Annotated in this window: 22 protein-coding genes; 17 read left to right on the forward strand and 5 right to left on the reverse strand. The window is 69.7% G+C overall.

All coding sequences use genetic code 11. The features are described 5' to 3' along the window. Nucleotides 1-40 precede the first annotated feature (40 nt). The 4 genes from ACTOWL_RS20345 (at nucleotide 41) to ACTOWL_RS20360 (ending at nucleotide 5,182) form a co-directional block, all read left to right on the forward strand. Nucleotides 41-538: a (2Fe-2S)-binding protein gene (locus ACTOWL_RS20345; protein WP_441323098.1), complete on the forward strand. Its 498-nt coding sequence runs from the start codon at nucleotides 41-43 to the stop codon at nucleotides 536-538. Further along, entirely contained in the window at nucleotides 535-1,593 is a 1,059-nt protein-coding gene (locus tag ACTOWL_RS20350; protein ID WP_441323099.1) for an FAD binding domain-containing protein, read from the forward strand. Before ACTOWL_RS20345 ends, ACTOWL_RS20350 begins: the two co-directional genes overlap by 4 nt. After that, nucleotides 1,583-3,853, forward strand: a complete 2,271-nt coding sequence (locus ACTOWL_RS20355) for a xanthine dehydrogenase family protein molybdopterin-binding subunit (protein WP_441323100.1) — start codon at nucleotides 1,583-1,585, stop codon at nucleotides 3,851-3,853. Before ACTOWL_RS20350 ends, ACTOWL_RS20355 begins: the two co-directional genes overlap by 11 nt. Nucleotides 3,854-3,988: 135 nt before the next feature. After that, on the forward strand, nucleotides 3,989-5,182 hold the full coding sequence (locus ACTOWL_RS20360; protein ID WP_441323101.1) for a mandelate racemase/muconate lactonizing enzyme family protein: 1,194 nt from the start codon (nucleotides 3,989-3,991) through the stop codon (nucleotides 5,180-5,182). A gap of 430 nt (nucleotides 5,183-5,612) precedes the next feature. On the opposite strand, the gene ACTOWL_RS20365 is transcribed toward ACTOWL_RS20360, so the two are convergent. Together ACTOWL_RS20365 and ACTOWL_RS20370 are read right to left on the reverse strand one after the other, a co-directional pair. Then, on the reverse strand, nucleotides 5,613-6,443 hold the full coding sequence (locus ACTOWL_RS20365) for a phosphoenolpyruvate hydrolase family protein (RefSeq protein WP_441323102.1): 831 nt from the start codon (nucleotides 6,441-6,443) through the stop codon (nucleotides 5,613-5,615). 17 nt (nucleotides 6,444-6,460) lie between these two features. Next, nucleotides 6,461-7,657, reverse strand: coding sequence for a Tm-1-like ATP-binding domain-containing protein (locus ACTOWL_RS20370; RefSeq protein ID WP_441323103.1), 1,197 nt, complete (start codon nucleotides 7,655-7,657; stop codon nucleotides 6,461-6,463). Nucleotides 7,658-7,751: 94 nt separating this feature from the next. On the opposite strand from ACTOWL_RS20370, the gene ACTOWL_RS20375 reads away from it, so the two are divergent. The 6 genes from ACTOWL_RS20375 to ACTOWL_RS20400 are packed head-to-tail and all read left to right on the forward strand — an operon-like array spanning nucleotide 7,752 to nucleotide 12,979. Then, the gene (locus tag ACTOWL_RS20375; protein WP_441323104.1) at nucleotides 7,752-8,411 is read left to right on the forward strand and encodes a GntR family transcriptional regulator; all 660 of its coding nucleotides are present in this window, start codon (nucleotides 7,752-7,754) and stop codon (nucleotides 8,409-8,411) included. Nucleotides 8,412-8,466: 55 nt separating this feature from the next. After that, complete coding sequence (locus tag ACTOWL_RS20380) at nucleotides 8,467-9,729, forward strand: ABC transporter substrate-binding protein (protein ID WP_441323105.1); 1,263 nt, start codon at nucleotides 8,467-8,469, stop codon at nucleotides 9,727-9,729. Next, a complete protein-coding gene (locus tag ACTOWL_RS20385) occupies nucleotides 9,726-10,667 on the forward strand; it encodes a carbohydrate ABC transporter permease (RefSeq protein ID WP_441323106.1) in 942 nt (313 codons plus the stop codon). The genes ACTOWL_RS20380 and ACTOWL_RS20385 overlap by 4 nt, the downstream gene beginning before the upstream one ends. Beyond that, nucleotides 10,664-11,494, forward strand: coding sequence for a carbohydrate ABC transporter permease (locus ACTOWL_RS20390; protein ID WP_441323107.1), 831 nt, complete (start codon nucleotides 10,664-10,666; stop codon nucleotides 11,492-11,494). The genes ACTOWL_RS20385 and ACTOWL_RS20390 overlap by 4 nt, the downstream gene beginning before the upstream one ends. A 4-nt stretch (nucleotides 11,495-11,498) precedes the next feature. Beyond that, nucleotides 11,499-12,575, forward strand: a complete 1,077-nt coding sequence (locus ACTOWL_RS20395) for a Gfo/Idh/MocA family protein (RefSeq protein ID WP_441323108.1) — start codon at nucleotides 11,499-11,501, stop codon at nucleotides 12,573-12,575. 23 nt (nucleotides 12,576-12,598) lie between these two features. Then, a complete protein-coding gene (locus ACTOWL_RS20400) occupies nucleotides 12,599-12,979 on the forward strand; it encodes a cupin domain-containing protein (protein WP_441323109.1) in 381 nt (126 codons plus the stop codon). A gap of 1 nt (nucleotide 12,980) precedes the next feature. Here ACTOWL_RS20400 and ACTOWL_RS20405 read toward each other — a convergent pair whose 3' ends face one another. After that, nucleotides 12,981-14,015 (reverse strand): LacI family DNA-binding transcriptional regulator, encoded by a 1,035-nt coding sequence (locus ACTOWL_RS20405; RefSeq protein WP_441323110.1) that lies wholly within the window; start codon nucleotides 14,013-14,015, stop codon nucleotides 12,981-12,983. A gap of 225 nt (nucleotides 14,016-14,240) precedes the next feature. Between ACTOWL_RS20405 and ACTOWL_RS20410 the strand changes: the two genes are divergently transcribed. The 6 genes from ACTOWL_RS20410 to ACTOWL_RS20435 are packed head-to-tail and all read left to right on the forward strand — an operon-like array spanning nucleotide 14,241 to nucleotide 20,800. Further along, on the forward strand, nucleotides 14,241-15,188 hold the full coding sequence (locus ACTOWL_RS20410; RefSeq protein WP_441323111.1) for a sugar phosphate isomerase/epimerase family protein: 948 nt from the start codon (nucleotides 14,241-14,243) through the stop codon (nucleotides 15,186-15,188). Nucleotides 15,189-15,215: 27 nt separating this feature from the next. Continuing rightward, nucleotides 15,216-16,334 carry a Gfo/Idh/MocA family protein gene (locus ACTOWL_RS20415; RefSeq protein ID WP_441323112.1) on the forward strand — a complete coding sequence of 373 codons (1,119 nt, stop codon included), beginning with the start codon at nucleotides 15,216-15,218 and terminating at the stop codon, nucleotides 16,332-16,334. A 14-nt stretch (nucleotides 16,335-16,348) separates the two neighbouring features. Next, nucleotides 16,349-17,158, forward strand: a complete 810-nt coding sequence (locus tag ACTOWL_RS20420; RefSeq protein ID WP_441323113.1) for a sugar phosphate isomerase/epimerase family protein — start codon at nucleotides 16,349-16,351, stop codon at nucleotides 17,156-17,158. A 33-nt stretch (nucleotides 17,159-17,191) separates the two neighbouring features. Next, entirely contained in the window at nucleotides 17,192-18,898 is a 1,707-nt protein-coding gene (locus tag ACTOWL_RS20425; protein ID WP_441323114.1) for an ABC transporter substrate-binding protein, read from the forward strand. 1 nt (nucleotide 18,899) lies between these two features. After that, nucleotides 18,900-19,877 (forward strand): ABC transporter permease, encoded by a 978-nt coding sequence (locus tag ACTOWL_RS20430; protein ID WP_441323115.1) that lies wholly within the window; start codon nucleotides 18,900-18,902, stop codon nucleotides 19,875-19,877. A 17-nt stretch (nucleotides 19,878-19,894) separates the two neighbouring features. Then, entirely contained in the window at nucleotides 19,895-20,800 is a 906-nt protein-coding gene (locus tag ACTOWL_RS20435) for an ABC transporter permease (RefSeq protein WP_441323116.1), read from the forward strand. Nucleotides 20,801-20,804: 4 nt separating this feature from the next. Here ACTOWL_RS20435 and ACTOWL_RS20440 read toward each other — a convergent pair whose 3' ends face one another. Beyond that, nucleotides 20,805-21,020 (reverse strand): hypothetical protein, encoded by a 216-nt coding sequence (locus ACTOWL_RS20440; RefSeq protein WP_441323117.1) that lies wholly within the window; start codon nucleotides 21,018-21,020, stop codon nucleotides 20,805-20,807. 176 nt (nucleotides 21,021-21,196) lie between these two features. Between ACTOWL_RS20440 and ACTOWL_RS20445 the strand changes: the two genes are divergently transcribed. Beyond that, nucleotides 21,197-21,847 (forward strand): glutathione S-transferase family protein, encoded by a 651-nt coding sequence (locus ACTOWL_RS20445; RefSeq protein ID WP_441323118.1) that lies wholly within the window; start codon nucleotides 21,197-21,199, stop codon nucleotides 21,845-21,847. An 18-nt stretch (nucleotides 21,848-21,865) separates the two neighbouring features. Here ACTOWL_RS20445 and ACTOWL_RS20450 read toward each other — a convergent pair whose 3' ends face one another. Then, nucleotides 21,866-22,768 carry a helix-turn-helix domain-containing protein gene (locus tag ACTOWL_RS20450; RefSeq protein ID WP_441323119.1) on the reverse strand — a complete coding sequence of 301 codons (903 nt, stop codon included), beginning with the start codon at nucleotides 22,766-22,768 and terminating at the stop codon, nucleotides 21,866-21,868. Between the last annotated feature and the right edge of the window lie 45 nt (nucleotides 22,769-22,813).

The following is a 22,813-nucleotide window of genomic DNA, read 5'->3' on the forward strand; positions in this document are numbered from 1 at the left end:
GCTGCCATGCCTTCGACGATATCACCGATCGGAGTCCTGCATGAGTTTCTCGATCAGCCTCACCGTGAACGGTGTGCGGCACGACATCGACTTGGACGATCCGCGGGTCACGCTTCTCGACCTGCTGCGTGAACGGCTGCACTTGACCGGCAGCAAGAAGGGCTGCGACCGCGGTCAATGTGGCGCCTGCACGGTCCTCGTCGACGGCCGCCGGATCAATTCCTGCCTGGCACTCGCCGTGAGCCATGACGGCGCCGATGTCCTCACCATCGAGGGCGTCGGCCATGGCGGCGACCTCCATCCGGTCCAGGCCGCCTTCATCGCCCATGACGGCTTCCAGTGCGGGTTCTGCACGCCGGGGCAGATCATGAGCGCCATCGGCCTGATCGGGGAAGGCCAGGCCGGAGACGATCCGGAGCGCATCCGCGAAGGCATGAGCGGCAATCTCTGCCGGTGCGCGGCCTATGCCGGGATCACGGAGGCGGTGCTGGAGGCACAGAGAAAGCTGGCCGGGGCCGATCGGAGGGATGCCGCATGAAGACCTTCGACTATATCAGGCCCGCCACCATCCCCGATGCCGTCGCGGCGGCGGCCGAGCCGGGCTCCGCCTATCTCGCGGCCGGCACGAACCTGCTCGACCTGATGAAGGGCGGCATCGCGCGCCCGGACCGTCTCGTCGACATCACGCGCCTGCCGGGGCTCGACACCGTCGAAGCCCTGCCCGATGGCGGCCTCCGCATCGGCGCGCTGGTCCGCAATGCCGATCTCGCTCATGACCCGGATTTCGCCCGGGCCTATCCGGCGGTGGCGGAGGCGCTGCTGTCGGGCGCCTCGGCGCAGCTCCGCAACGCCGCGACGGTCGGCGGCAACCTGCTGCAGCGGACGCGATGCGGCTATTTCTACGACGCCGCCAGCGCCTGCAACAGGCGCGCGCCCGGCACGGGCTGCGACGCCCGCGACGGCGAGAACCGGCTGCATGCGGTGCTGGGCTGGAGCGAGTCCTGCATCGCCACCCACCCGTCGGATTTCTGCGTGCCGCTGGTCGCGCTCGACGCCGTGGTGGAGGTCGAGGGCAAGGCTGGCCGGCGCGTGCTGGCCGTCGAGGATCTGCACCGCCTGCCGGGCGCGACGCCCGAGCGCGAAAGCGCGCTCGATCCGGGCGATCTGATCGTCGCCCTGCGTCTGCCGGCCACGGCCGCCGCATTCTCCGCCCATGCCCGCTATCTCAAGGTCCGCGAACGCACCTCCTATGCCTTCGCGGTGGTCTCGGCCGCCGCGGCGCTCCGGGTCGAGGACGGTGCGATCCGGGAAGCGCGGCTCGCGCTCGGCGGGGTCGCGGCCAAGCCGTGGCGCGCGCGCCCGGCGGAGGCTGTCCTGGCCGGTGCCAGCCCGAGCGAGGCCGCCTTCCGCCGGGCGGCGGAGGCGGCGCTCGCCGACGCGCGGCCCTCCGGCGACAACGCCTACAAGATCGAGCTGGCGCGCAGGGTTCTTGTCCGTGCCCTGACGCTCGCCGCGGCCGGCACGCCCGAGCGCGTCGCCGCCCTGCCGGCGTCCCCGTTCTCATCCGCTTCCGGAGCGTTCCATGACGCGTGAGATCAGCCTCGCAAACGCGCCCGCCCATGCCCGTCACGGCTCCAGCATCGGTCAGCCGCTGACGCGCCGCGACGGCGTCCTGAAGGTGACCGGGGCAGCGCGCTATGCGGCCGACAACCATCCCGCCGGGATGCTGCATGCGGTCCTGGCGGTCAGCAGCATCGCGCGCGGCCGCGTGACCTTCCTCGACATCGAGGCTGCCAAGGGCCATCCGGGCGTGGTCGAGGTCATGACCCCGGCCAACCGGCCGCCGCTGGCGACGGATCCGGACGAGAAGTCGAACCCGTTCATGTTCCGGCTCGATGTCCTGCAGAACGACCTGGTGCGCTATGCGAACCAGCCAATTGCGGTGGTGATCGCCGAGACGCTGGAGGCGGCGACGGAAGGAGCGGCGCTGTTGTCGCCGCAATACGAAACTCTGCCCGCTCGGGTGGGGCTCGACGCCGGCGAGAGCTTCATGCCGCCCGCCGTCGGCGTCGGCAACCCGGCTCGGTTGCAGCGGGGCGACGTCGAGGCCGCCCTCGCGACATCGGCGAGCCGCGTCGAGGCGACCTACGAAACCCCCAGCCAGTACCACAACGCGATGGAGCCCCATGCCATCGTCGCCGCCTGGGATGGCGATGCGCTGTCGATCGACACGCCGAGTCAGGCCCTGGCCATGGCGCAGGGGCGGATCGCGGGGCTGTTCGGGATCGCGCCCGAGAAGATCCATATCCGCAGCCCCTTCCTCGGCGGCGGTTTCGGCTCCAAGGGCCTGGTCTCCGGACCGCAGGTGCTCGGCATCCTGGCAGCCCGGCTGGTCGGCCGGCCGGTCAAGCTGGTGCTCCGTCGCGAGCAGATGTACGGGCCGGTCGGCCATCGCGCGCCCACCCGCCAGACACTCCGGATCGGCCTCGACAGCGAGGGCCGGATGACGGCGCTCGCCCACCATGCGAAGACGACATCGAGCACCTTCGACGATTTCTTCGAGCCGGCCGCCGACGCCTCGCACACGCTGTATGCGAGCCCCGCCATCGCCACCTCGCACGAGGCGGTCCGGGTCGACACCGGCACGCCCCTGTTCATGCGGGCGCCAGGCGAAGCCACCGGCTCGATCGCGCTGGAGAGCGCGATCGACGAGGCGGCCTGGGCCTGCGGGCTCGACCCGCTGGCGTTCCGGCTGAAGAACTATGCCGAGGTCGAGCCGATCTCCGGCAAGCCGTTCTCCTCCAAGGCCTTGCGTGAGTGCTACGCCGAGGGCGCGGGGCGCTTCGGCTGGTCGGGGCGTCCGCTCGCGCCGCGGCAGATGCGGGACGAGGCGGGCTTCCTGGTCGGCTGGGGCATGGGCACCGCGACGTTCCCGGCGCTGATGTTCCAGGCCGAGGCCCGGGCGGTCCTGCGCCGCGACGGGACCGGCGTGATGGAGACCGGCGCCCAGGACATGGGGCAGGGCGCCTGGACCGCCTTCGCCCAGATCGCAGCCGACGGCCTGGGGCTCGATATCGAGCAGTTGGAGTTCAAGGCCGGCACATCCGATCTCCCCGATGCGGGAATCGCCGGCGGCTCGGCGCACACCGCCACGGCGGGGATGGCGATCCACTGCGCCGGCGCCGACGTCATCGCCAGGCTCGCCGACCTGGCGACGGGCGATGAGCGCTCGCCGCTGTTCGGGGCGGGGAATGCCGGGGTGCTGGCGCGGGGCGGCCGCCTGATCCGTCGCGACGACGAGAGCCGGAGCGAGAGCTATGCCGACATCCTCGCCCGCGCCGGCCTGGCGGAGATGGAGGGCCGCGGCCGCAGCGCCGCGGACCCGGCGGCGCAATCGACCTATGCCATGCATGCGCACGGAGCGGTCTTCGCCGAGGTCAAGGTCGATCCCGATCTCGGCCAGATCCGCGTCACCCGCCTGGTGGGGGCGTTCGCGGCGGGTCGGGTGATCAACCCGCGGCTGGTGCGCAGCCAGTACTATGGCGGCATGATCTGGGGCGCGTCCTTCACGCTGCACGAGCATGCGGTCATGGACCGGCGCTCCGGCCGGATCCTGAACGCCGACCTTGCCGAGTACCATGTTCCGGTGAATGCCGACGTGCCGTCGGTCGACGCGCTGCTGATCGACGAGCACGACCCCCATGTGAACGCCCTCGGCATCAAGGGGGTCGGGGAGATCGGCATCACCGGAACCGCCGGCGCGGTGGCGAACGCGGTCTGGCACGCGACCGGGGTGCGGGTCCGCCGCTTCCCGATCAGGATCGACGATCTCCTGGCGCCCGCCGCACTCTAGAGAGACGGCGGGTTCCTGGCCTTCGGCACGCCCGCCGCGGGCGAGATCGCGTCCCATGCCGACGAATTGCGGTCCGCCGACAACACCGTCAAAGTGCTGCTCGCGAGCGGCATCAACGAGGCGGGGCCGAGGGCCATGAAGATCAGCAGGATCGAGACCATCCGGGTCAAGCAGCACCCCCAACTCTGCTGGGTCCAAGTCCATGGCGATGACGGGCTGGTCGGGCTGGGGGAGACCTTCTTCGGCGCGGCCGCGGTCGAGGCCTATCTGCACGAGACCGCGGCGCCGCTGCTGCTCGGCCGGGACGCGCTGGCGATCGACCGGATCTCGCAGGCGCTGATCCCCTATGTCGGCTTCGCCTCGACCGGCGTCGAGATGCGCGGCAACTCGGCCGTCGACATCGCCCTGTGGGACCTGTTCGGCAAGGCCACCGGCCAGCCGATCGCCCAGCTGCTCGGCGGGTTCACGCGTAACGAGATCCGGACCTACAACACCTGCGCCGGCACCGCCTACATGAAGGAGGGCGGCCAGACCGTCGCCAATTACGGGCTGGACAAGGACCCCACCCGCTACGCCGATCTCGACGCCTTCCTGACCCGCGCCGACGACCTCGCCGAGGATCTGCTCGGCGAGGGCATCACGGCGATGAAGATCTGGCCCTTCGACATGGCGGCGGAGAAGACCGGCGGCCAGTACATCAGCGCCGAGGACCTGAAGGCCGCGCTGCAGCCCTTCGAGAAGATCCGCAGGCGGGTCGGCGACAAGATCGACATCATGGTCGAGTTCCACTCGATGTGGCAGCTGCTGCCGGCGATGCAGATCGCCCGCGCGCTCGCGCCCTACGGCACCTTCTGGCACGAAGACCCGATCCGGATGGACTCGCTGGCCGACCTCAAGCGCTACAGCGAGGCGTCGATCGCGCCGGTCTGCGCCTCGGAGACGCTGGCCACGCGCTGGCGCTTCCGTGACCTGCTGCAGACCGACGCGGCCGGCATCGTGATGCTCGACCTGTCCTGGTGCGGCGGCCTCTCCGAAGCCCGGAAGATCGCCGCCATGGCCGAGGCTTGGCGCCTGCCCGTGGCGCCGCATGACTGCACCGGGCCGGTGGTGCTGGCGGCCTCGACGCATCTGTCGCTGAACGCGACCAACGCGCTGGTGCAGGAAAGCGTCCGGGCCTTCTATCGCACCTGGTACCGCGACCTGGTCACCGCGGTGCCGGAGGTGACAAACGGCATGATCACCGTGCCGCCGGGGCCGGGGCTGGGCCTCGAGCTCAGCCCCGATCTCGACCGGCGCTTCACTGTCACCCGGCGCGTCAGCGAGGTGTAGTAGAGCCCGACGAATTTGGGCCGGATCACGCTGGAGGAAGCGCACTTGGCGCTGCCCCCCCCCGCTTGCGAGACCTTTTCAGAATGGCATCAGCCCTTCCGGCATGGGTTTTTATCCTCCCCCTCCCCTTGCGGGAGGGGGTAGGGGGAGGGGGCTGCGCGCGTCCGCGCGCTTATGGCGAGTCTTGGTCCCGCAGTCGAGGGCTGCAGCCACTCATCACCGGCTCTGGCTGCGCCAAACCCCTCCCCCTGACCCCCTCCCGCAAGGGGAGGGGGAGGATAGAAGGGATAGGCCGGCCCAAACGGTGGTGTTCTGAAAAGATCCCGCTTGCGGGAGAGGCAACGCGAGGACGTTCCGCATCCTGTCGTTCTTCAGCCAGAGTGCACTGGCGTGATTCGACCTGAAGCGATCCCGCTCCAGCTCCTCCCTGTCAGAACGAGACCCGCTTGAAGGCGCGGGTCTGGGCGGTGAGGGCCTGTTCGGTCGGCAGGCGTTCCATCGAGCTGGCGCCGTAGAAGCCGTGGCAGTGGCGGCAGCGCTGCAGGACGTAAGCCGCGTCCTCCGGCATCGCGATCGGCCCGCCATGGCACAGCACGATGAGGTCCGGCCGCACCGCCAGTGCAGCCGCGGCCCAGTCGTCGACCAGGGCGACACAGTCGTCGAGGGTCTTGGCCGTCTCGGCGCCGATCGCGCCGCCGGTGGTCAGGCCCATATGCGGCACGATGATGTCGGCGCCGGCTTCCGCCATCGCCACCGCCTCCTGCGCTGAGAACACATAGGGCGTGGTCAGCAGGTCCAGGGCATGGGCACGGGCGATCATGTCGACCTCGAGGCCATAGCCCATCCCGGTCTCCTCCAGGTTCTGGCGGAAGGTGCCGTCGATCAGCCCGACGGTCGGGAAGTTCTGCACCCCGGCGAAGCCCATGGCCTTGAGCTCGGCCAGGAAGTGGTCGGTCAGCATGAAGGGATCGGTGCCGTTGACCCCGGCCAGCACCGGCGTGTTCTTCACCATCGGCAGCACCTCGCGCGCCATCTCGACCACGATCTCGTTGGCGTTGCCGTAGGCCAGCAGGCCGGCGAGAGAGCCGCGGCCGGCCATGCGGTAGCGGCCGGAGTTGTAGATCACGATCAGGTCGATGCCGCCGGCCTCCTCGCATTTGGCCGAGAGGCCGGTGCCGGCGCCGCCGCCGACGATCGGCTCGCGGCGCTCGACCATGCCGCGGAACTTGGCCAGGAGGTCGGCGCGGGCGAAACGGGTCATCCTATCGGTCCTTCGGATCACGGGGTGACGATCGCCCGGAACTCGCGCACCAAAGCGGCGGCGAAGTCCGGGTCGTTGATGTGCAGCGGCAGCTCGATCAGCTGCCGGTCGGCGGTCTGCCGCAGGTCGCGGCGCAGCGCCTGGAACAGGGCCTCGTCCGCGGCGGGATCATGGAACGGCTGGCCGGGCGCGTCGATGGCCGAGACGCCGCCGAGCGGCAGCAGGAACCGCACCGGCCCGGGGCAGAGGTTGAGCCGCGCGGCGATCCAGGCGCCGATCGCGGCATTCTCCTCAACCGTCGTCCGCATCAGCGTCACCTGGGCGTTGTGGACATGCAGGCGCCGGCCGCGGAATTTTTCCGGCACCGTCTCCATCGCGCCGAAATTCACCATGTCGGCGGCGCCGGTCGACCCGACATAGGGCAGGCCGGTGCGGGCGATCGCGCCGAAGCGGTCCTCGCTGCAGGCGAAGACGCCGCCGACCAGGAAATCGGCGACCTCGGTGGTGGTGGCGTCGATCACGCCGCGCAGGAAGCCGCCCTCCGCCAGCTTCTCCATCGACTGGCCGCCGGTGCCGGTGGCGTGGAACACCAGGCAGTCATGGTCCTGCTCCAGCAGGCGCCGGATCTCGGTCACGCAGGGCGTGGTCACGCCGAACATGGTCATGCCGATCGCCGGCCGGTCGCCCGCGCCGGACGCTTCCCGCCATGTCGCCATGCCGGCCACCGCATGGGCGGCGTTGGCGATCACCCGCCGGCTGATGGCGTTCAGCCCGGCGATGTCGACCACCGAATGCATCATGGTGATGTCCGTCGCCCCGACATAGGGCGCGACATTGCCCGAGGCGACGGTCGACACCATCAGCTTCGGCAGCCCGACCGGCAAGGCGCGCAAAGCCGCCGTGACCAGCGCGGTGTTGCCGGTGCCGCCCAGGCCCAGCACAGCGTCGATGTCGTTCCGCGTCGCCAGGTAGCGCGTCAGCGCGGCCGCCATCGCCGTCACCGCCACGCCGCGGTCGGTGGCGCCCAGCACCGCGGCGGCGCCGTCCGGATGATGGCCGGCGACCTCGGCCGCCGGCACGTCGGCCTCATCCCCGCCGCCGCGGGTGCCGACATCGACCAGCTGCGCCGCCACGCCGGCGGCCCGGATGCAGTCGCGGGCATAGGCCAGCTCCGCCGCCTTCGTGTCGCAGGTCCCGATCACCAGCACCGCCATGTCTTGCCTCCCCGTCATCCCGGTCGTCTACCGGCTTCGTCAAAAAGCATATTGCATATTGTGTATTATTCACAAGCCGGATAGGGTTGCCTCCATGAGCGCTGAAAAACACCTCACCCTCCGCGAGCGGATCCGCCACGAGTTGGTCCGCATGATCGTCAGCGGCGAGCTGCCGGCCGGGGCCGCGATCGACGAGAAGAAGCTGGTCGAACGCTTGTCGACCAGCCGCACCCCGTTCCGCGAGGCGATCGGCACGCTGGAGCGGGAAGGGCTGATCGAGATCCGCCCCTATCGCGGCTTCTTCGTGCGCCAGCTGTCGCGCAAGGATGTCGAGGACCTGTACGATCTGCGCGAGACGCTGGAGGCGATGGCCGCCCGGCGGGCGGTCGAGCGCGCCTCGGACGGCGACATCGACCGGCTGTCCTCGATGCTCGACCGCGCCGTCCAGGCGCTGCGGTCGGACGACATGGCCGCCTATGCCGCCGAGGACCGGCGCTTCCACGAGTTCATCGCCGAGCTGTCGGACAACCACGCTTTGGTCGACACCCTGTCGCGCCTGGCGCTGCAGATCCAGATGTGCCGGGTGATCGCCAATCGCAGCCGGGACTTCGCCGAGCGCGCGGCGGACGAGCGCGACCGCATCCTCGGCGCCTTCCGCCAGCGCGATGCCGGCCTCGCCGCCCGGCTGATGGCCGAGCACATCGCCGATGTCCGCCAGTCGGTGATGGCGCAGCTGATGGCCGAAGCCGGCTGATCACCGGGCCGGCCCGCCAAGAGGCCAGGCCCGATCAACAAGGGAGGATCTGGGAATGCTGAGACGTCTCGGCCTGTGGCTGGCTGTCGCCGCCACCGCCATCGCCGCCGGCCTCGCGCCGGCCAAGGCGGAGGTCCTCAAGATCTGGGGGCCGGAGCAGATCACCGACCCGCTGATCGGCGATCTCTGGAACGGCTTGAAGGCCGATTTCGAGAAGGCCAATCCCGGCGTGACGGTGGAGTTCATGGTGCCGACCGGCACCATCTCGAACGGCGCCGTGCAGGCGGCGATCCAGTCCGATGCCGGGCCCGACCTGGTGCTGACCAATTCCGGCGTCGGCCGGGTCGGCATCGTCGCCAAGGCCGGGCTGGTGGTGCCGCTGACCCGCTACTACGACGAGCGCGGCTGGAAGGCGCAGCTGTATCCCTGGCTGTACGACACGCTGAAGGGGCAGTTCGGCGGCGAGATCTACGAGATCCCGGACGGGCTCGACGTCATCGGCGTGTTCTACCACAAGGACATGTTCGCCGAGCATGGCTGGACCATACCGGACAGCTACGAGGGCTTCCTGGCCCTGCTCGGAGAGATCAAGAAAGCCGGCATCCAGCCGCTGACCGTCGGCCCGCGCAACAACGCCAATGGCGGCCATCTGTTCGGCAACCTGTTGCAGGTGACGGCCGGGCGGCAGGTCGTCGGCGAGGTGCTGGCGGGCAAGCGGCCCTGGACCGACCCGGCCATGGTCAAGGGCGCGCAGCGCCTGGTCGACCTGGTCGCCGCCGACTATGTCCAGCCGCAGATGGTCGGGCTCGACCTCGACGCCGCCGCCCGGCTCTGGTTCACCAAGCGCGCGGCGATGATGGTGGCCGGGCCCTGGTTCACCAACAACGCCCGCAAGGCCGGCTTCGACATGGCCAATGCCGGCTATGCGACGATGCCGTCCGACCTCGCCGGCGAATCCCTCGCCACCGGCGGCGTGGGCTGGAGCTGGATGCTGCCGAAGACCTCGCGCCACCCCGACCTCGCCCTGAAATGGCTCGACTACATCCTGTCGGATGCGGTGATGACCCGGCGGGCCTCGCATGCCAGCAGCTGGATGGTCTATCCGCGGGCCCTGGCCGGACTGACGCCGACCCAGCCGGTGCTGGCCAGCGTCTTCGCCGCGGCAGACAAGGGCGTCGGCTACAACCCCAGCGTCTACATGCCCGGCAACGTGCTCGAGGCCTACATGCAGGTCATCCAGGGCCTGATCGGCGGCCAGATCGGGGCCGAGGCGGGCATGGCGCAGATCGACGGCCAGATGCAGCAGGCGGCGAAGTGACGGTGCTGCCGGACAGCGCGGCGCGGCGGGTGCGGGGCGGGCGGCGGTTTCTGACCAAGACCGCCCGGCCGGGCGGGGAGGGGCTGCGGGCCGCCATCCCATTCCTGCTGCCGGCGGTCGGCCTCTACGCCCTGTTCACCCTGCTGCCGATCGCGGAGACGCTGCGCCTCAGCGTCACCGCGTCCGACACCGGCGCCGGCGCGGCGGCGGGCGGAGGCCTGCAGAACTACGCCCGGCTGGCCGGCGACCCGATCTTCTGGCAGGCGCTGCGCCAGACCGTGGTCTGGCTGCTGCTGCACCTGGTCTTCGCCGGCGGGCTCGGCTTCGCCCTGGCGCTCGCGATCTCTGGGCTCAGGGTCGGGCGGATCTTCTACCGCTGCGCCTTCTTCCTGCCGCATGTGGTGTCGCTGGCGGTGGTCGGCGTGATCTGGAGCAAGATCTACGACCCCTATTTCGGGCTGATCAACGGTGCCTTCTACACCCTCGGCCTCGACAGCCTGGCCCGGGGCTGGCTGTCGGAGCCGTTCCTGGTGCTGTTCTCGATCAACATCGCCAGCAGCTGGCAGGGTTTCGGCCTGTACATGCTGCTGTTCATCGCCGGGCTGCAGGGCATCGACCGCACCCTGTACGACGCGGCGGAGGTCGACGGCGCCACCGCCTTCCAGAAGCTGCGCCACGTCACCATCCCGGGGCTGCGCGAGGTCATGACCTTCGTCGCCTCGCTGGCCCTGATCAACGGGCTGAAGGGCTTCGCCACGATCTGGGTGATGACGCAGGGCGGGCCGTTCTACCGCAGCGAGCTCCTGACCACCTACATCTACAAGCTGGCCTTCCAGCTGCAGGACCACGGCCGTGCCGCGGCGCTCTGCGTCGTGCTCAGCCTGATGGCGATCGCCATCACCGTCGGCTTCAACCGCTGGCGGGAGCGGGTGCGATGAGCGCGCGCCGCCGCTCCGACCGCTGGCGGGCGCTCGGCCTGCTGCCGCCGCTCGCCTTCCTGCTGGGGCCGTTCCTGTGGCTGCTCGCCTCCAGCCTGAAGACCGAGGCCGAGATCGCCACCGCCGATCCCTTCGCCGCGCCGGACCGGCTGATGTGGGTCAACTATGTCGACGCCTGGCAGATCGGGTCGTTCGGCGAGCTGATCCTGAACAGCCTGGCCAATGTCGCGGCGGTGGTGGTGCTGATGATCCTGGTCTGCGCCCCGGCCGGCTACGCCTTCGCCAAGATGCGCTTCCGCGGCAGCGAGGCGCTGTTCTATCTGCTGATCCTCGGCCTGACCGTGCCGATCCAGGCGATCGTCATCCCGTTGTACCAGCTGCTCTCCGGCCTCGGGCTGCTCGACAGCCTGACCGGCATCACCCTGGCCCAGGTCGGCAACGGCATCCCCTTCGGCGTCTTCCTGATGCGCAACTTCTTCCGCAACGTGCCGCATGAGCTCCTGGAGGCGGCACGGGTCGACGGCTGCGGCCACGGCCGCATCCTGCTGCGGATCTTCCTGCCGATCTCGGCCCCCGCGGTGCTGGCCCTGGTGGTGATCAGCGCCCTGGGCACCTGGAACGACTTCTTCCTGCCGCTGGTGGTGCTGATCTCGCCCGAGGTGCAGACCCTGCCGCTCGGCCTGGTGCGCTTCGCCGGGACCTATTCGACCGATCACCGCCTGGTCTTCGCCGGCACGGTGATCTCCTTCCTGCCGATCGTGCTCCTCTACATCGCCACCCAGCGCCGCTTCACCGAAGGCCTGACCCAGGGTGCCCTCAAGGGATGACCGCATGACCAGCATCACCTACAACTTCGAGTATGAGCGGCGCCTCAAGGCCTGCTTCATCGGCGCCGGCGGCCATTCCTACCGCAACATCTACCCATCGCTGCGCTACGCCCCGGTCGAGCTGGCGGCGGTCTGCGACGTCGATGGCGGCCGAGCGGCCGATTACGCCCAGCTGTTCGGGGCCGGCCGCAGCTACACCGACCACCGCGAGATGCTGGCGGCCGAGACGCCGGAGGTGGTGTTCATCGTCACCGGCTACCACCCGGACGGGCGGGTCCAGGCGACCGATCTGGCCCAGGACGTGCTGGCCGCCGGCGCCCATGTCTGGATGGAGAAGCCGACGGCGGCCAGCCTGGCCGAGGTGCGCGACCTGGAGGCGGCCAGCCGCCAGCACGGCCGCTTCGTCATGACCGGGCTGAAGAAAATCTTCTTCCCGACCATCGAGAAGCTGAAATCGATCATCGACAGCCCGGAGTTCGGCCGCGTCTCCTCGATAGCCGTCCGCTACCCGCAGGCGCTGCCGCCGCCGGAGCGCCGGGGCGACCTGGTGGCGATGCAGAGCTTCCTCGACCACATCTACCACCCGGCCGCGATCCTGCTGCACCTGATGGGGCCGGTCGACCGGATGAGCTATGAGTGGGAGCCGGCGAACGGTGCCGCCGTGGTGTCGCTGCGGTTCAAGAGCGGCGCCATCGGCAGCCTGCATTTCGCCGCCGGCCAGTCCGGCACCAGCCCGCTGGAGCGGGTCGAAGTCATCGGCAACCGCGCCAATGCCGTGGTCGAGAACGGCGTCCGGCTGACCTACTACCGGCGGGCGGCGCTGCCCGCCTACGGCCGCGCCGCCTCCTTCATCCAAGGCGACCACGAGGCCCCGATCCTGTGGGAGCCGGAATGCTCGCTGGGCCAGCTCTACAACAACAACCTGTTCTATCTCGGCTATGTGCCCGAGATCCTGCATTTCTGCGACAGCGCCCTGGCCGGCACGCCGCCCACCAAGGGCACGCTGCAGGACGCCGCCCAGATCATGGCCCTGTTCGAGGCCTTCCAGCGCACGCCGGCGGGCGTGACCGTCAGCCTCTGATCCCGATCCCGGAGTACGACCCCATGACCACCCATCCCTGCGTGGCCGACGCCGCCCGCCGTGAGACCGCGATCCTCGACTGGGGCCGGCTCGACTGGCTGGTGACCGGAGCCGCCATGCCCGGCGCCGAGCTGACCTTCGGCCTGGTGACGATCAAGCCGGGCGAGCGCAACCCGCTGCACTCGCACCCGAATTGCGAGGAGGTGCTGTACGTAGTCTCCGGCCGCTGCGAGCACCGGCTGGGCGACGAGATCCTGGCGCTGGAGCCCGGCTCCGCCATCCGCATCCCACGCGGCGTGCCGCACTGGGCGCGCTGTGTCGGCGACGAGCCGCTGCAGGCGATCATCGCCTTCTCCTCCGGCGACCGGCGGGCCGACATGCACGAGGAGCAGGGGGTGGCCTGAATCAGGAGCGCCGGGTCAGGAAGCGCGAGGATTCCCGGACCACGATGTTGACCGGGACGGCGACGTCCTTCGGCTCGGCCCGGTCCTCCTCCATCAGGTGGACCAGCTCGGACACCGCGATCTCGGCGCGGTCGCGCACGCGGATGTCGATCGTGGTCAGCGACGGGATGCTGTAGGCGCCGTCCAGCATGTTGTCGACGCTGACCAGGATCATGTCGCCCGGCACCTTCACGCCGCGTTCGTGCAGCAGGCGCAGCGCCCCGATGGCGGCGTTGTCGCTGGCCACGAACAGGCCGTCGATGCCGTCGTTGCGGGCCAGCACGGCGCCCATCGCGGCGTAGCCGCCGTCGAAGGTCCAGCTGTTCGCCGCCTCGGTCAGGATGCCGTCACGCGGCGGGCCCAGTGCGGCGATGGCATCCAGGAACGCCTTCTGCCGCGCGGTGCTGACGGTGGCGTCCTGGGGCCCGGCGATCATGGCGATGCTGCGGGCGCCGGCGCTGACCAGGTGGGTCGCGGCCAGCCGGCCGACCTGGCCCTCGTCGACCAGCACGTAGAAGCCGCGCCGGCGCCGCAGGTCGATGCAGAACGACCCGCGGCCGTGATGCTGAGGGTCGGGGATGCCCAGCTGCTCCAGGATCGCGGTGTAGGTCTCGCCATGCGGGCTGTAGAAGATCACGCCGTCGACCTGGCCCTCGACGATCAGCCGGGTGCAGTGCTGCCGCACCGCCGATCCGCCCTCCGAGGCGGTGACGATGGCGTTGTAGCCGAAGCCGGCCAGGGCGCGATGCGCCGCCGACAGCCATTCCGGGATGATCGGCCAGTCGAGATGGTTCAGCACCAGCGCGATGGTGCCGGTCTGGCGCCCCCCCGCGCGGCCGCGATCGGCGACATTGACCTGCAGCGCCTCGGCCGCCGCCTCGACCCGCCGGCGCATCTCCTCGCTCACCGGGCCGCGGCCGGTGATCACCCGCGACACGGTCGCGGTGGAGACGCCGGCGGCCTGGGCGATGTCGAAAAGCGTGACGCGGTCGGTCATTCCTGATCCCCGGCTCGGGCGGGAGCCTGCCGCACCAGATCACGGAAGCCCCTGTTCCTGCAAGATCTCTGCAACGATTGCAGCGTCACGTTTCACAGAAAGCCGCAGCCACACGAGAATCCGGTTGACGGCCGGTCGGAGTCGCGGCAGCGTTGTGAAAATCTTGCAGTTCGTTTCATGAAATTGCAGCGCCGGCCACAGCGGGCGTCGGAAGGGGAGGGCATGATGAAGCTCGGCCTGTACAGCGTGTCCTATGCCGGCATCTGGTACCGCGGCGAGGCGCTGTCGCTGCCCGATCTGATCCGCAAGGCACGGCAGCTCGGCTTCGCCGGCATCGAGCTCGACGGCAAGCGGCCGCACGGCAACCCGATGGACCTCGACGCCGCGGCGCGGCAGGAGATCCGGCGGGTCGCGGCGGGCGAGGGGATCGAGATCGCCGCCGTCGCGTCCAACAACGACTTCACCACCCCGGTGCCGGACCATCTCGAGCCGCAGATCCTGATGGTGCGCGAGCAGATCCGCCTGACCGCCGATCTCGGCTCGAAGCTGCTGCGCGTGTTCCTGGCCTGGCCCGGCGTCACCTATCGCGCCGACGGGCTGGCCCATTACGACGTGGCGCGGCGGCGCTGGGAGGAGATCTGGCGCGACACCACGCGGCTGGAGATCTGGGAAAGCGCCCGTGCCGCCTTCCGCGAACTCGCCCGCTTCGCCGAGACCGAGGGCGTGGTGCTGGCGCTGCAGAATCACGGGCCGGTGATCCGCCACCACCAGGACGTGATCGACATGGTGCGCGAGGTCGGCTCGCCGGCCTTCCGCGCCTGCCTCGACGCGCCGCTGATGACCCGGCAGGACGACGACTACATGCGCCAGGCCTGCCTGGCCGGCCGCGGCCTGCAGGTGCATTCGCACGCCTCGGGCGAGTTCAAGCGCGACGCCAAGGGCCGGGTGGTGCAGGTCCCGTACCGCTTCGGCGAGGACGTGCCGAACTATCCGGCCTTCGTCCGGGCGATGAAAGAGATCGGCTATGACGGCTATGTCTGCTTCGAATACTGCCACCTGGCGCTGAACGAGCGGAACGAGATCCAGGGCCGCGACTTCGTCGACTCCCAGGCCGCCCTGTTCCTGGAATATTTCGGCGAGCTGCTGCGCCAGGCCGAGCGCGCCGCCGCCTGATCCTGTGCTGTCGAACGGAGGGGTGAAGTGACCGATCGCGTACTGCGTGCCGGGATTCTGGGGGCGGGGACCATCGCCACCGCGTCGGGCGGCTTCCTGCCCGGGATGACCTTGATCCCCGAGCTGGTCGCCACGGTCGCGATCGCCGACCCGGTGGCCGACCGGGCGGCCCAGGTGGCGCGCGACCACGCCATCCCGCACGCCTTCACATCGCTGGACGAGATGCTGGAGCGGACGGATCTCGACCTGGTGGTCAACCTGACGCCGATCCCGCTGCACTACGCGACGTCCAAGCGGATCCTCGAGGCCGGCAAGCACCTGGTGCTGGAGAAGCCGCTGGCGAGCACGCTGGAGGAGGCGGACGAGCTGGTCGAGATCGCGGCCGCGAAAAACCTGAAATGCGTCGTCGCCCCGCCCAACCTGCTGTACCAGAACCGGGTCGAGGCCAGGCGCCTGATCGCCGAGGGCGCGATCGGCAAGCCCTGCTTCGCCCGGGTCCGCGGCTCGCATGGCGGGCCGGCGGTCGGGGCCTGGCCGCTGGACCCGACCTGGTTCTACCAGCAGGGCTCCGGCCCGCTGCTCGACATGGGCGTCTACGGCATCCACGACATCACCGGCCTGCTTGGGCCGGCCAAGCGCGTCGTCGCCTTCTCCGGCATCACCGAACCGGTGCGCAAGGTCCGCGCCGGCCCCTTCGCCGGGCTGGAGATCGAGGTCACGGCCGACGACAACACGCTGATGATGCTCGATTTCGGCGGATCGACCTTCGCCGTGGTCGACGGCAGCTACAACGTCAACGCCGCCCGCAGCCCGCAGGTCGAGATCTTCGGCCGGGCCGGGACGCTGAACCTCTACAACTATCACACCAACCCGGCGCTGCCGCCGCTGGAGCTGTACCGGCTCGGCGCCACCCCGGCGGAGGACGGCTGGGCCATGCCCCGGCCCGACCCGGTGGCGGGCGACCTGGACGACCAGTGGCAGCGGCTGAAGCGCGCCATCCTGGTCAAGCACCTGGCCGAATGCGTGCGCGACGGTACGCAGCCGGTGCTCAGCGCCGAGCACGCCCGTCACGCCCTGGAAATCATGGTCCGCTGCATCGACTCCGCCCGCACCGGCGCGGCGGTGGAACTGCGCACGACCTTCTGAGGAAGAGGACACCGATGGACACCTTCGGCATCGCCGGCTGGCTCTACCACCAGCCGATCCTGCACCAGAAGACGATGACCCAGCTCGAGCTGCCGGCCGCCGGCAAGGCGTTGGGCGTCGGGGTGATCGAGCTCTGCTCCGCCTTCTTCCCGAGCCAAAGCGCCGCCTATCTCAACGAGCTGCGGCAGGCGATCAAGGCGGCCGGCGTCAGCGTCCGCAACATCGCCGTCGACATGGGCGACATCTCCGCGGCCGACCCGGACCGCCGGCGCACCGACCTGGAGGCGCTGAAGCAGTGGTTCCACGTCGCCCGGGCGGTGGGGTCGGAGGCGATCCGCGTCAACAGCGGCGGCAGCGAGCCGACCACGGCGGAGGAGCTGGGCCGCATCGTCGAGAGCTACCAGGAGCTGGCGGCCGAGGCCGAGCACACCGGCGTGCATCTGCTGATCGAGAACCATGGCGGCGCCTCCTTCGACCCCGGCCATGTCCAGGGGCTGCTGGACAAGATCGGGTCGTCCTGGTTCCGCACCTGCCCGGACACCGGCAATTTCGTCGGCGGCACCTGGCGCGACGGCATCCGGGTGATGGCGCCCGCCGCCTTCACCTGCCACGTCAAGGTCACCGCCTATGACGGCGCCGGCCAGCAGCCGCGCACCGGCCATGACGGCCGCGACCGCAGCGCCGACCTGAAGGAGATCCTGCGCACGCTGAAGGCCGCCGACTATCGCGGCCCGCTGTGCATCGAGGCCGGCATCGGCGCCGACGAAGCCGACAGCGCCCGCGGCGCCATCCGCTATGTGCGGGAGCTGCTGGAGGCGATCTGACCCCACGTTTCAACACGAGCGAAAGGGACCGCGATGAAGACGATCTCTCGCCATCACAAACAGGGACTGACCCGGCGCGGCCTGCTGCAGGCGGCGACCGCCACCGGGATCGCCGGCGCCATGGCCGGCACCGCCCGCTTCGTCCGGGCGCAGGACGGCTCCGGCGCGCCGCTGCTGCGGATCGGCGCCGGCCAGGCCGCCTCCTGGGTGCGCAACTTCAACCCGCTGGTGCCGGATTCGCTGTTCCCGACCCAGTACGCGATCCATGAGCCGCTGCTGGTGTTCAGCACTGCCACCGGCAAGACCACGCCCTGGCTGGCGACCGGCTGGGGCTTCAGCGACGACGGCAAGCGGCTGAGCTTCACCCTGCGCGACGGGGTGAAATGGTCCGACGGCCAGCCCTTCACCGCCCGCGACGTCGCCTTCACGCTGAACCTGCTGAAGAAGACTCCTGGCCTGTCCGGCTCCGGCGGCATCCGCGGCGTGATGGACACCATGACCGGCGCCGCGGCTACCGACGATCGCACCTGCACCGTCGATTTCAGCCGCGCCTTCACCCCGGCGCTCTATGCCATCGGCCAGCAGTCGATCGTGCCGGAGCATGTCTGGAAGGACGTCGCCGACCCGGTGACCTTCGCCAACGAGACCCCGGTCGCCACCGGCCCCTTCACCCAGGTGACGGTGTTCAAGCCGCAATACTGGGAGCTGCACCGCAACCCGAACTACTGGCAGCCAGGCAAGCCGGGGATCGAGGGGCTGGCCTTCCCGTCCTACGCCTCGAACGACGCCGGCACGCTCGGGCTGATCAACGGCGATTTCGAGTGGATGCAGCTGTTCATCCCGGACGTCGAGAACACCTTCGTCGCCCGCAACCCGGAGCATTTCCGCTACTGGTACCCGCTGATCGGCGAGATGGTGATGCTGTACGCCAACACCGCGACCAAGCCGCTCGACGACATCGTGCTGCGCAAGGCGATCGGCATGGGCGTGAACCGGCAGCAGATCTGCAGCATCGCGGTCTACGACTACACCAGGCCGGCCGATGCGACGGGCATGAGCGACCTCTACGCCCAGTGGAAGGACCCGGCGGTGGTCGAGGCCGGCAAGGGCCTGGTCTCGCACGATCCGGCCAAGGCGAATGAGATGCTCGACGCCGCCGGCTACGCCCGCGACGGCGACGTCCGCAAGGCGCCGGACGGCACCCCGCTGGAGTTCGAGCTGGTGATGCCCTCGGGCTGGTCCGACTGGGTCCAGGCCGGCCAGATCATCGCCCAGAATTTGAAGGAGATCGGAATCCGGGTGAAGCTGCGCGGGGTCGAGGTCACGGCCTGGTACGACGCCACCTACAAGGGCTCGTTCCAGCTCTCGCTCGGCAGCACCAGCATCAACCCGACGCCCTACGACCATTTCCAGTCGATGATGTCGGCCAAGGTGACGCGGCCGGTCGGCGAGGTCGCGGCGGTCAACTGGCACCGCTACGGCAGCGCCAGGATCGAGGGGATGCTGGAAAAGTTCGCGGCCACCGCCGACGAGGCGCAGCAGCGCGGCCTCGCCCGCGAGATGCAGCAGGCCTTCCTCGACGAATGGCCGGCGATCCCGCTGTATCCCGGCCCGCAATGGGGCGAATGCAGCACGGCGAAGTTCAAGGGCTTCCCGTCGGCCGACGCGCCCTATGCGCTGCTAGGCCCCAGCATTGCCTCGGAATCGCTGCTGGTCCTGACCGCGCTGACGCCGGCCTGAGATGTCCTATATCGCGCGGCGCCTGGGCTTCTACCTGGTGGCGGCCTGGGCGTCGCTGACCCTGAACTTCGTCCTGCCGCGGCTGATGCCCGGCGACCCGTCGATCGCGATCTTCGCCCGCTTCCACGGCCAGCTGAACCCGGCCGCGCTGACGGCGATGAAGACCGCCTACGGCCTGTCGGACGACCCGCTGCCGATCCAGTACGTCACCTATCTGGCGCATGCGCTGCGCGGCGATTTCGGCACCTCGATCAGCTACTTCCCGGCGCCGGTGCTCGACGTCATCGGCTCGGCCCTGTCCTGGACCCTGCTGCTCGGCCTCACCGCGCTCCTGCTCAGCTTCGTCATCGGCAGCCTGCTCGGCGTGTTCTCGGCCTGGCATCGCGGCCGGCTGGCCGATGCCGTGCTGCCGCCGGTGACCATGCTGCTGCACTCCTTCCCCTATTTCTGGCTGGCGACGCTGGCGCTGTACCTGCTCGGCTTCCGCTCCGGCTGGTTCCCGCTGCGGCACGGCTACGACAACACGCTGCAGCCGGGCCTGACGCTGGAGTTCCTGCTCAGCGTCGCCCACCACCTGGCGCTGCCGGCCCTGACCATCGTCGCCGTGTCGATCGGCGGCTGGCTGCTCGGCATGCGCAACTCGATGATCGGCGTGCTGGCCGAGGACTACGTCACCATGGCCGAGGCCAAGGGGCTGACGATGCGCCGGGTCATGCTGTCCTACGCCGCCCGCAACGCGCTGCTGCCCAACGTCACCGCCTTCGGCATGTCGCTCGGCTTCATCCTCAGCGGCTCGCTGCTGACCGAGGTGGTGTTCTCCTATCCCGGCATGGGCTTCCTGCTGCTGACCGCGGTGCGCAGCAGCGACTATCCGCTGATCCAGGGGCTGTTCCTGCTGATCACCGCGGCGGTGCTGACCGCCAACCTGGTGGTCGACCTGCTCTACATCCGGCTCGATCCGCGGGTGCGGCTGCAATGACGGCGCAGGATCCCGCGATGCTGACCGCGCCGGCCCCGCCGCGCTCCGCCCGCCGCCCGCTGGCCCTGTTCTCCGACCGCAAGGCGCTGGCGGGAGGCATCATCCTGCTGCTCGCGGCCGCGATCGCGCTGCTGGCGCCGGCGATCGCGCCGGGCGACCCGAACGATTTCGTCGGCCGGCCGAACCAGCCGCCCTCGGCCGCATTCTGGTTCGGCACCACCAGCTCCGGCCAGGACGTGCTGGCGCAGACGGTGTGGGGCTCGCGCATCTCGCTCAGCGCCGGCGCGCTGGTCGGCATCCTGACCACGGCGCTGGGCACCCTGGTCGGCATGACTGCCGGCTATGTCCGCGGCCGGACCGACGATGTGCTGTCGCTGGTGGTCAACGTCTTCCTGATCATGCCCAGCCTGCCGCTGCTGATCGTGCTGGCCGCCTTCCTGCCGCCGGGTCACGCCACCATCGTGCTGGTGCTGACCGTCACTGGCTGGGCCTGGCCGGCCCGGGTGCTGCGGGCCCAGACCCTGGCGCTGCGCGAGAAGGATTTCGTCATCGCGGCGGAGATGCTGGGCGAAAGCCGCCTGCGCATCGTCTTCGTCGAGATCCTGCCGAACATGCTGTCGATCGTCGCCGCCAGCTTCGTCGGCTCGGTGGTCTACGGCATCGGGGCCCAGGCGGGGCTCGAATTCATCGGCCTCGGCGATACCAGCGCGGTCAGCTGGGGCACCAACCTCTACTGGGCCGCCAACAACTCCAGCCTGCTGACCGGGGCGTGGTGGACCTTCGTGCCCTCCGGCGCCTGCATCGCCATCGTCGCCTTCGCCTTCTCGCTCCTGAACTACGCGATCGACGAGCTGACCAATCCGCGCCTCAGGTCGCAGCGCGATGTCCGCCGGGCGCTGCGCCGGCGGCGGCGCAGCGCCTGACGGCCTAGGTCAGGGCCAGGATCAGCAGGATCACGACGATTGCGAGCAGGCCGACCAGGATCGGCAGCGTCCAGCGCGAGCCGCCCTCCTGCTCCGGCCCGCGCGCCAGGCTGATGTCCTGCGCCCGCTCGATCACCCGCTGACCCTCGGGTTCCTCGCCGGGCGGCTGTCTGGGGGAATCCGGCGTGCGGCGGCCGGGCACCTCTTGGTCCGAAACCATCTCCGCCTCCTCGGCGGCCATTGCGTCGACAAAGCAATGGCTGCCGGTGCGCCTGGGTTCCAGACGGCAACCAGTCTAGGACAGCGACGGTGCTAAGGTCAGATTATCTCGGGCATGGGTGTCGGACTCTCGTTTAGCCGATCGTCTTCAAGACAGGCAGGCTATGGAGAACAGCGATGACCATTACGATCACCGCCTTTGAACAGTCGCCCGATGGCGGCAAGGGTCTGGCGCGTGACATGCGCGTTCGCTGGGCGCTCGAAGAGGTGGGCCAGCCCTACGAGGTTCGTCTTCTTTCGTTCAAGGCGATGAAGCAGCCCGCGCATCTCGCGCTTCATCCGTTCGGGCAGATTCCGACCTATGAGGAAGGCGATCTCGTCCTGTTCGAGTCGGGGGCGATCGTGTTCCATATCGCCGACCACCATGCGGGCCTGCTGCCGGACGATGCGGATGCCCGGGCGCGCGCGATCGGCTGGATGTTTGCCGCGCTCAATACGGTGGAGCCGCCGATCGTCGAGCGCGAACAGGTCCCGTACCTGGAGCGCGGCCAGTCCTGGTACGAGGAACGCCTGCCCATCCTCGAGGATCGCGTCCGCGACCGGCTGGACCAACTTTCCAATCGGCTCGGCGATGCCGACTGGCTCGACGGCGAGTTCAGCGCCGGTGACCTGCTGATGGTGCTGGTGCTGCGCAGGTTGGACGGAACGGACCTATTGCAGGAATATCCGACCCTCGCTGCCTATGTCGCCCGCGCCGAAGCGCGGCCCGCATACAAGCGTGCGTTCGACGCTCAGCTGGCGGTTTTCACCGCTGCATCGAACGGCTGACAAAGGTCTGCTCCGGCCCTAGCGACGGAACTCGAGCCGGTACTGGCGCGGCGTGCTGCGGCAGTGCTTCTGGAACTCCACATAGAACTGGCTGAGCGAGCCGTAGCCGCAGCCGAAGGCGATCTCGGCGATCGACAGGTCGGTGTCGACCAGCATCATCATCGCCCGGCTCAGCCGCTGCCGCCGGATATACTGGGCGATGGTCACGCCCAGCACCCGCTTGAACACCGCCATGGCGTTGGTCGGGTGCAGCCCGCCGGCCGCGGCCACAGCCTCGACCGTCACCGCCTCGCCGAAATGCGCGTTGATGTGGTCGGTCATGGCCTGGATTCGCGCGATCGCCCGGCGGCCGGCGCTGCGCAGCCGGGGCCCGTCCTCCGGCTCGCCGGCCTCCGGTTCGCCGGCCCCCGTGTCGCCGGCATCGGGCGCGACGGCGTCGAGCGACAAGCGCTTGACCCTGATCCCGACCTCCTCGCGCAGGATCTGCTGCCGCAGCTCCGGGCCGTCCGGCCATTCCGCGGCCCAGCGCTGGAACAGCAGCGGGTCGATCGGGTCCGGCGCCGCCACGGTGGCGAAGCGGCCGTCCATGACGCCGGATTTGAACGCGTCGGCCACCGGCAGGGCCAGGAAATCGGCGAAGGGCAGGTAGACGCAGATCAGGTCCGCCGCGGGCTCGACCGCGATCACCTGGTGCGGCACCGCGGCCCAGAACAGATGCACCCGGTTCTCGCCGATCGAGATCCGGGTGCCGTTGAACAGATAGGTCATGCCGCCGGCCAGCAGCAGGTTCAGCTCGACATGGTCGTGCCAATGCGCCTGGCCCATCGGCTCCGGCACATGCCGCTCGGCATAGAAGGCGCCGCGGTCGAGATAGGCGTCGATGTCCAGCGGGGCGGCGGGCGGCGTCGGGATCTCGCTCATCTCCGCAAGAAAAGGCTGGTTTTCCGGAAAATACAAGCAGAAGCG

The sequence above is a fragment of the Inquilinus sp. CA228 genome (assembly GCF_052078665.1).
Classification (GTDB): Bacteria; Pseudomonadota; Alphaproteobacteria; order DSM-16000; family Inquilinaceae; genus Inquilinus.

Coding starts and splice junctions, on each gene's coding strand:
- ACTOWL_RS20425 (WP_441323114.1), top strand. CDS start 17,192: ATGAAGACGATCTCTCGCCATCACAAACAGGGACTGACCCGGCGCGGC.
- ACTOWL_RS20380 (WP_441323105.1), top strand. CDS start 8,467: ATGCTGAGACGTCTCGGCCTGTGGCTGGCTGTCGCCGCCACCGCCATC.
- ACTOWL_RS20370 (WP_441323103.1), bottom strand. CDS start 7,657: ATGGCGGTGCTGGTGATCGGGACCTGCGACACGAAGGCGGCGGAGCTG.
- ACTOWL_RS20400 (WP_441323109.1), top strand. CDS start 12,599: ATGACCACCCATCCCTGCGTGGCCGACGCCGCCCGCCGTGAGACCGCG.
- ACTOWL_RS20360 (WP_441323101.1), top strand. CDS start 3,989: ATGAAGATCAGCAGGATCGAGACCATCCGGGTCAAGCAGCACCCCCAA.
- ACTOWL_RS20420 (WP_441323113.1), top strand. CDS start 16,349: ATGGACACCTTCGGCATCGCCGGCTGGCTCTACCACCAGCCGATCCTG.
- ACTOWL_RS20395 (WP_441323108.1), top strand. CDS start 11,499: ATGACCAGCATCACCTACAACTTCGAGTATGAGCGGCGCCTCAAGGCC.
- ACTOWL_RS20410 (WP_441323111.1), top strand. CDS start 14,241: ATGAAGCTCGGCCTGTACAGCGTGTCCTATGCCGGCATCTGGTACCGC.
- ACTOWL_RS20430 (WP_441323115.1), top strand. CDS start 18,900: ATGTCCTATATCGCGCGGCGCCTGGGCTTCTACCTGGTGGCGGCCTGG.
- ACTOWL_RS20390 (WP_441323107.1), top strand. CDS start 10,664: ATGAGCGCGCGCCGCCGCTCCGACCGCTGGCGGGCGCTCGGCCTGCTG.
- ACTOWL_RS20450 (WP_441323119.1), bottom strand. CDS start 22,768: ATGAGCGAGATCCCGACGCCGCCCGCCGCCCCGCTGGACATCGACGCC.
- ACTOWL_RS20355 (WP_441323100.1), top strand. CDS start 1,583: ATGACGCGTGAGATCAGCCTCGCAAACGCGCCCGCCCATGCCCGTCAC.
- ACTOWL_RS20375 (WP_441323104.1), top strand. CDS start 7,752: ATGAGCGCTGAAAAACACCTCACCCTCCGCGAGCGGATCCGCCACGAG.
- ACTOWL_RS20350 (WP_441323099.1), top strand. CDS start 535: ATGAAGACCTTCGACTATATCAGGCCCGCCACCATCCCCGATGCCGTC.
- ACTOWL_RS20440 (WP_441323117.1), bottom strand. CDS start 21,020: ATGGTTTCGGACCAAGAGGTGCCCGGCCGCCGCACGCCGGATTCCCCC.
- ACTOWL_RS20405 (WP_441323110.1), bottom strand. CDS start 14,015: ATGACCGACCGCGTCACGCTTTTCGACATCGCCCAGGCCGCCGGCGTC.
- ACTOWL_RS20435 (WP_441323116.1), top strand. CDS start 19,895: ATGCTGACCGCGCCGGCCCCGCCGCGCTCCGCCCGCCGCCCGCTGGCC.
- ACTOWL_RS20445 (WP_441323118.1), top strand. CDS start 21,197: ATGACCATTACGATCACCGCCTTTGAACAGTCGCCCGATGGCGGCAAG.
- ACTOWL_RS20345 (WP_441323098.1), top strand. CDS start 41: ATGAGTTTCTCGATCAGCCTCACCGTGAACGGTGTGCGGCACGACATC.
- ACTOWL_RS20365 (WP_441323102.1), bottom strand. CDS start 6,443: ATGACCCGTTTCGCCCGCGCCGACCTCCTGGCCAAGTTCCGCGGCATG.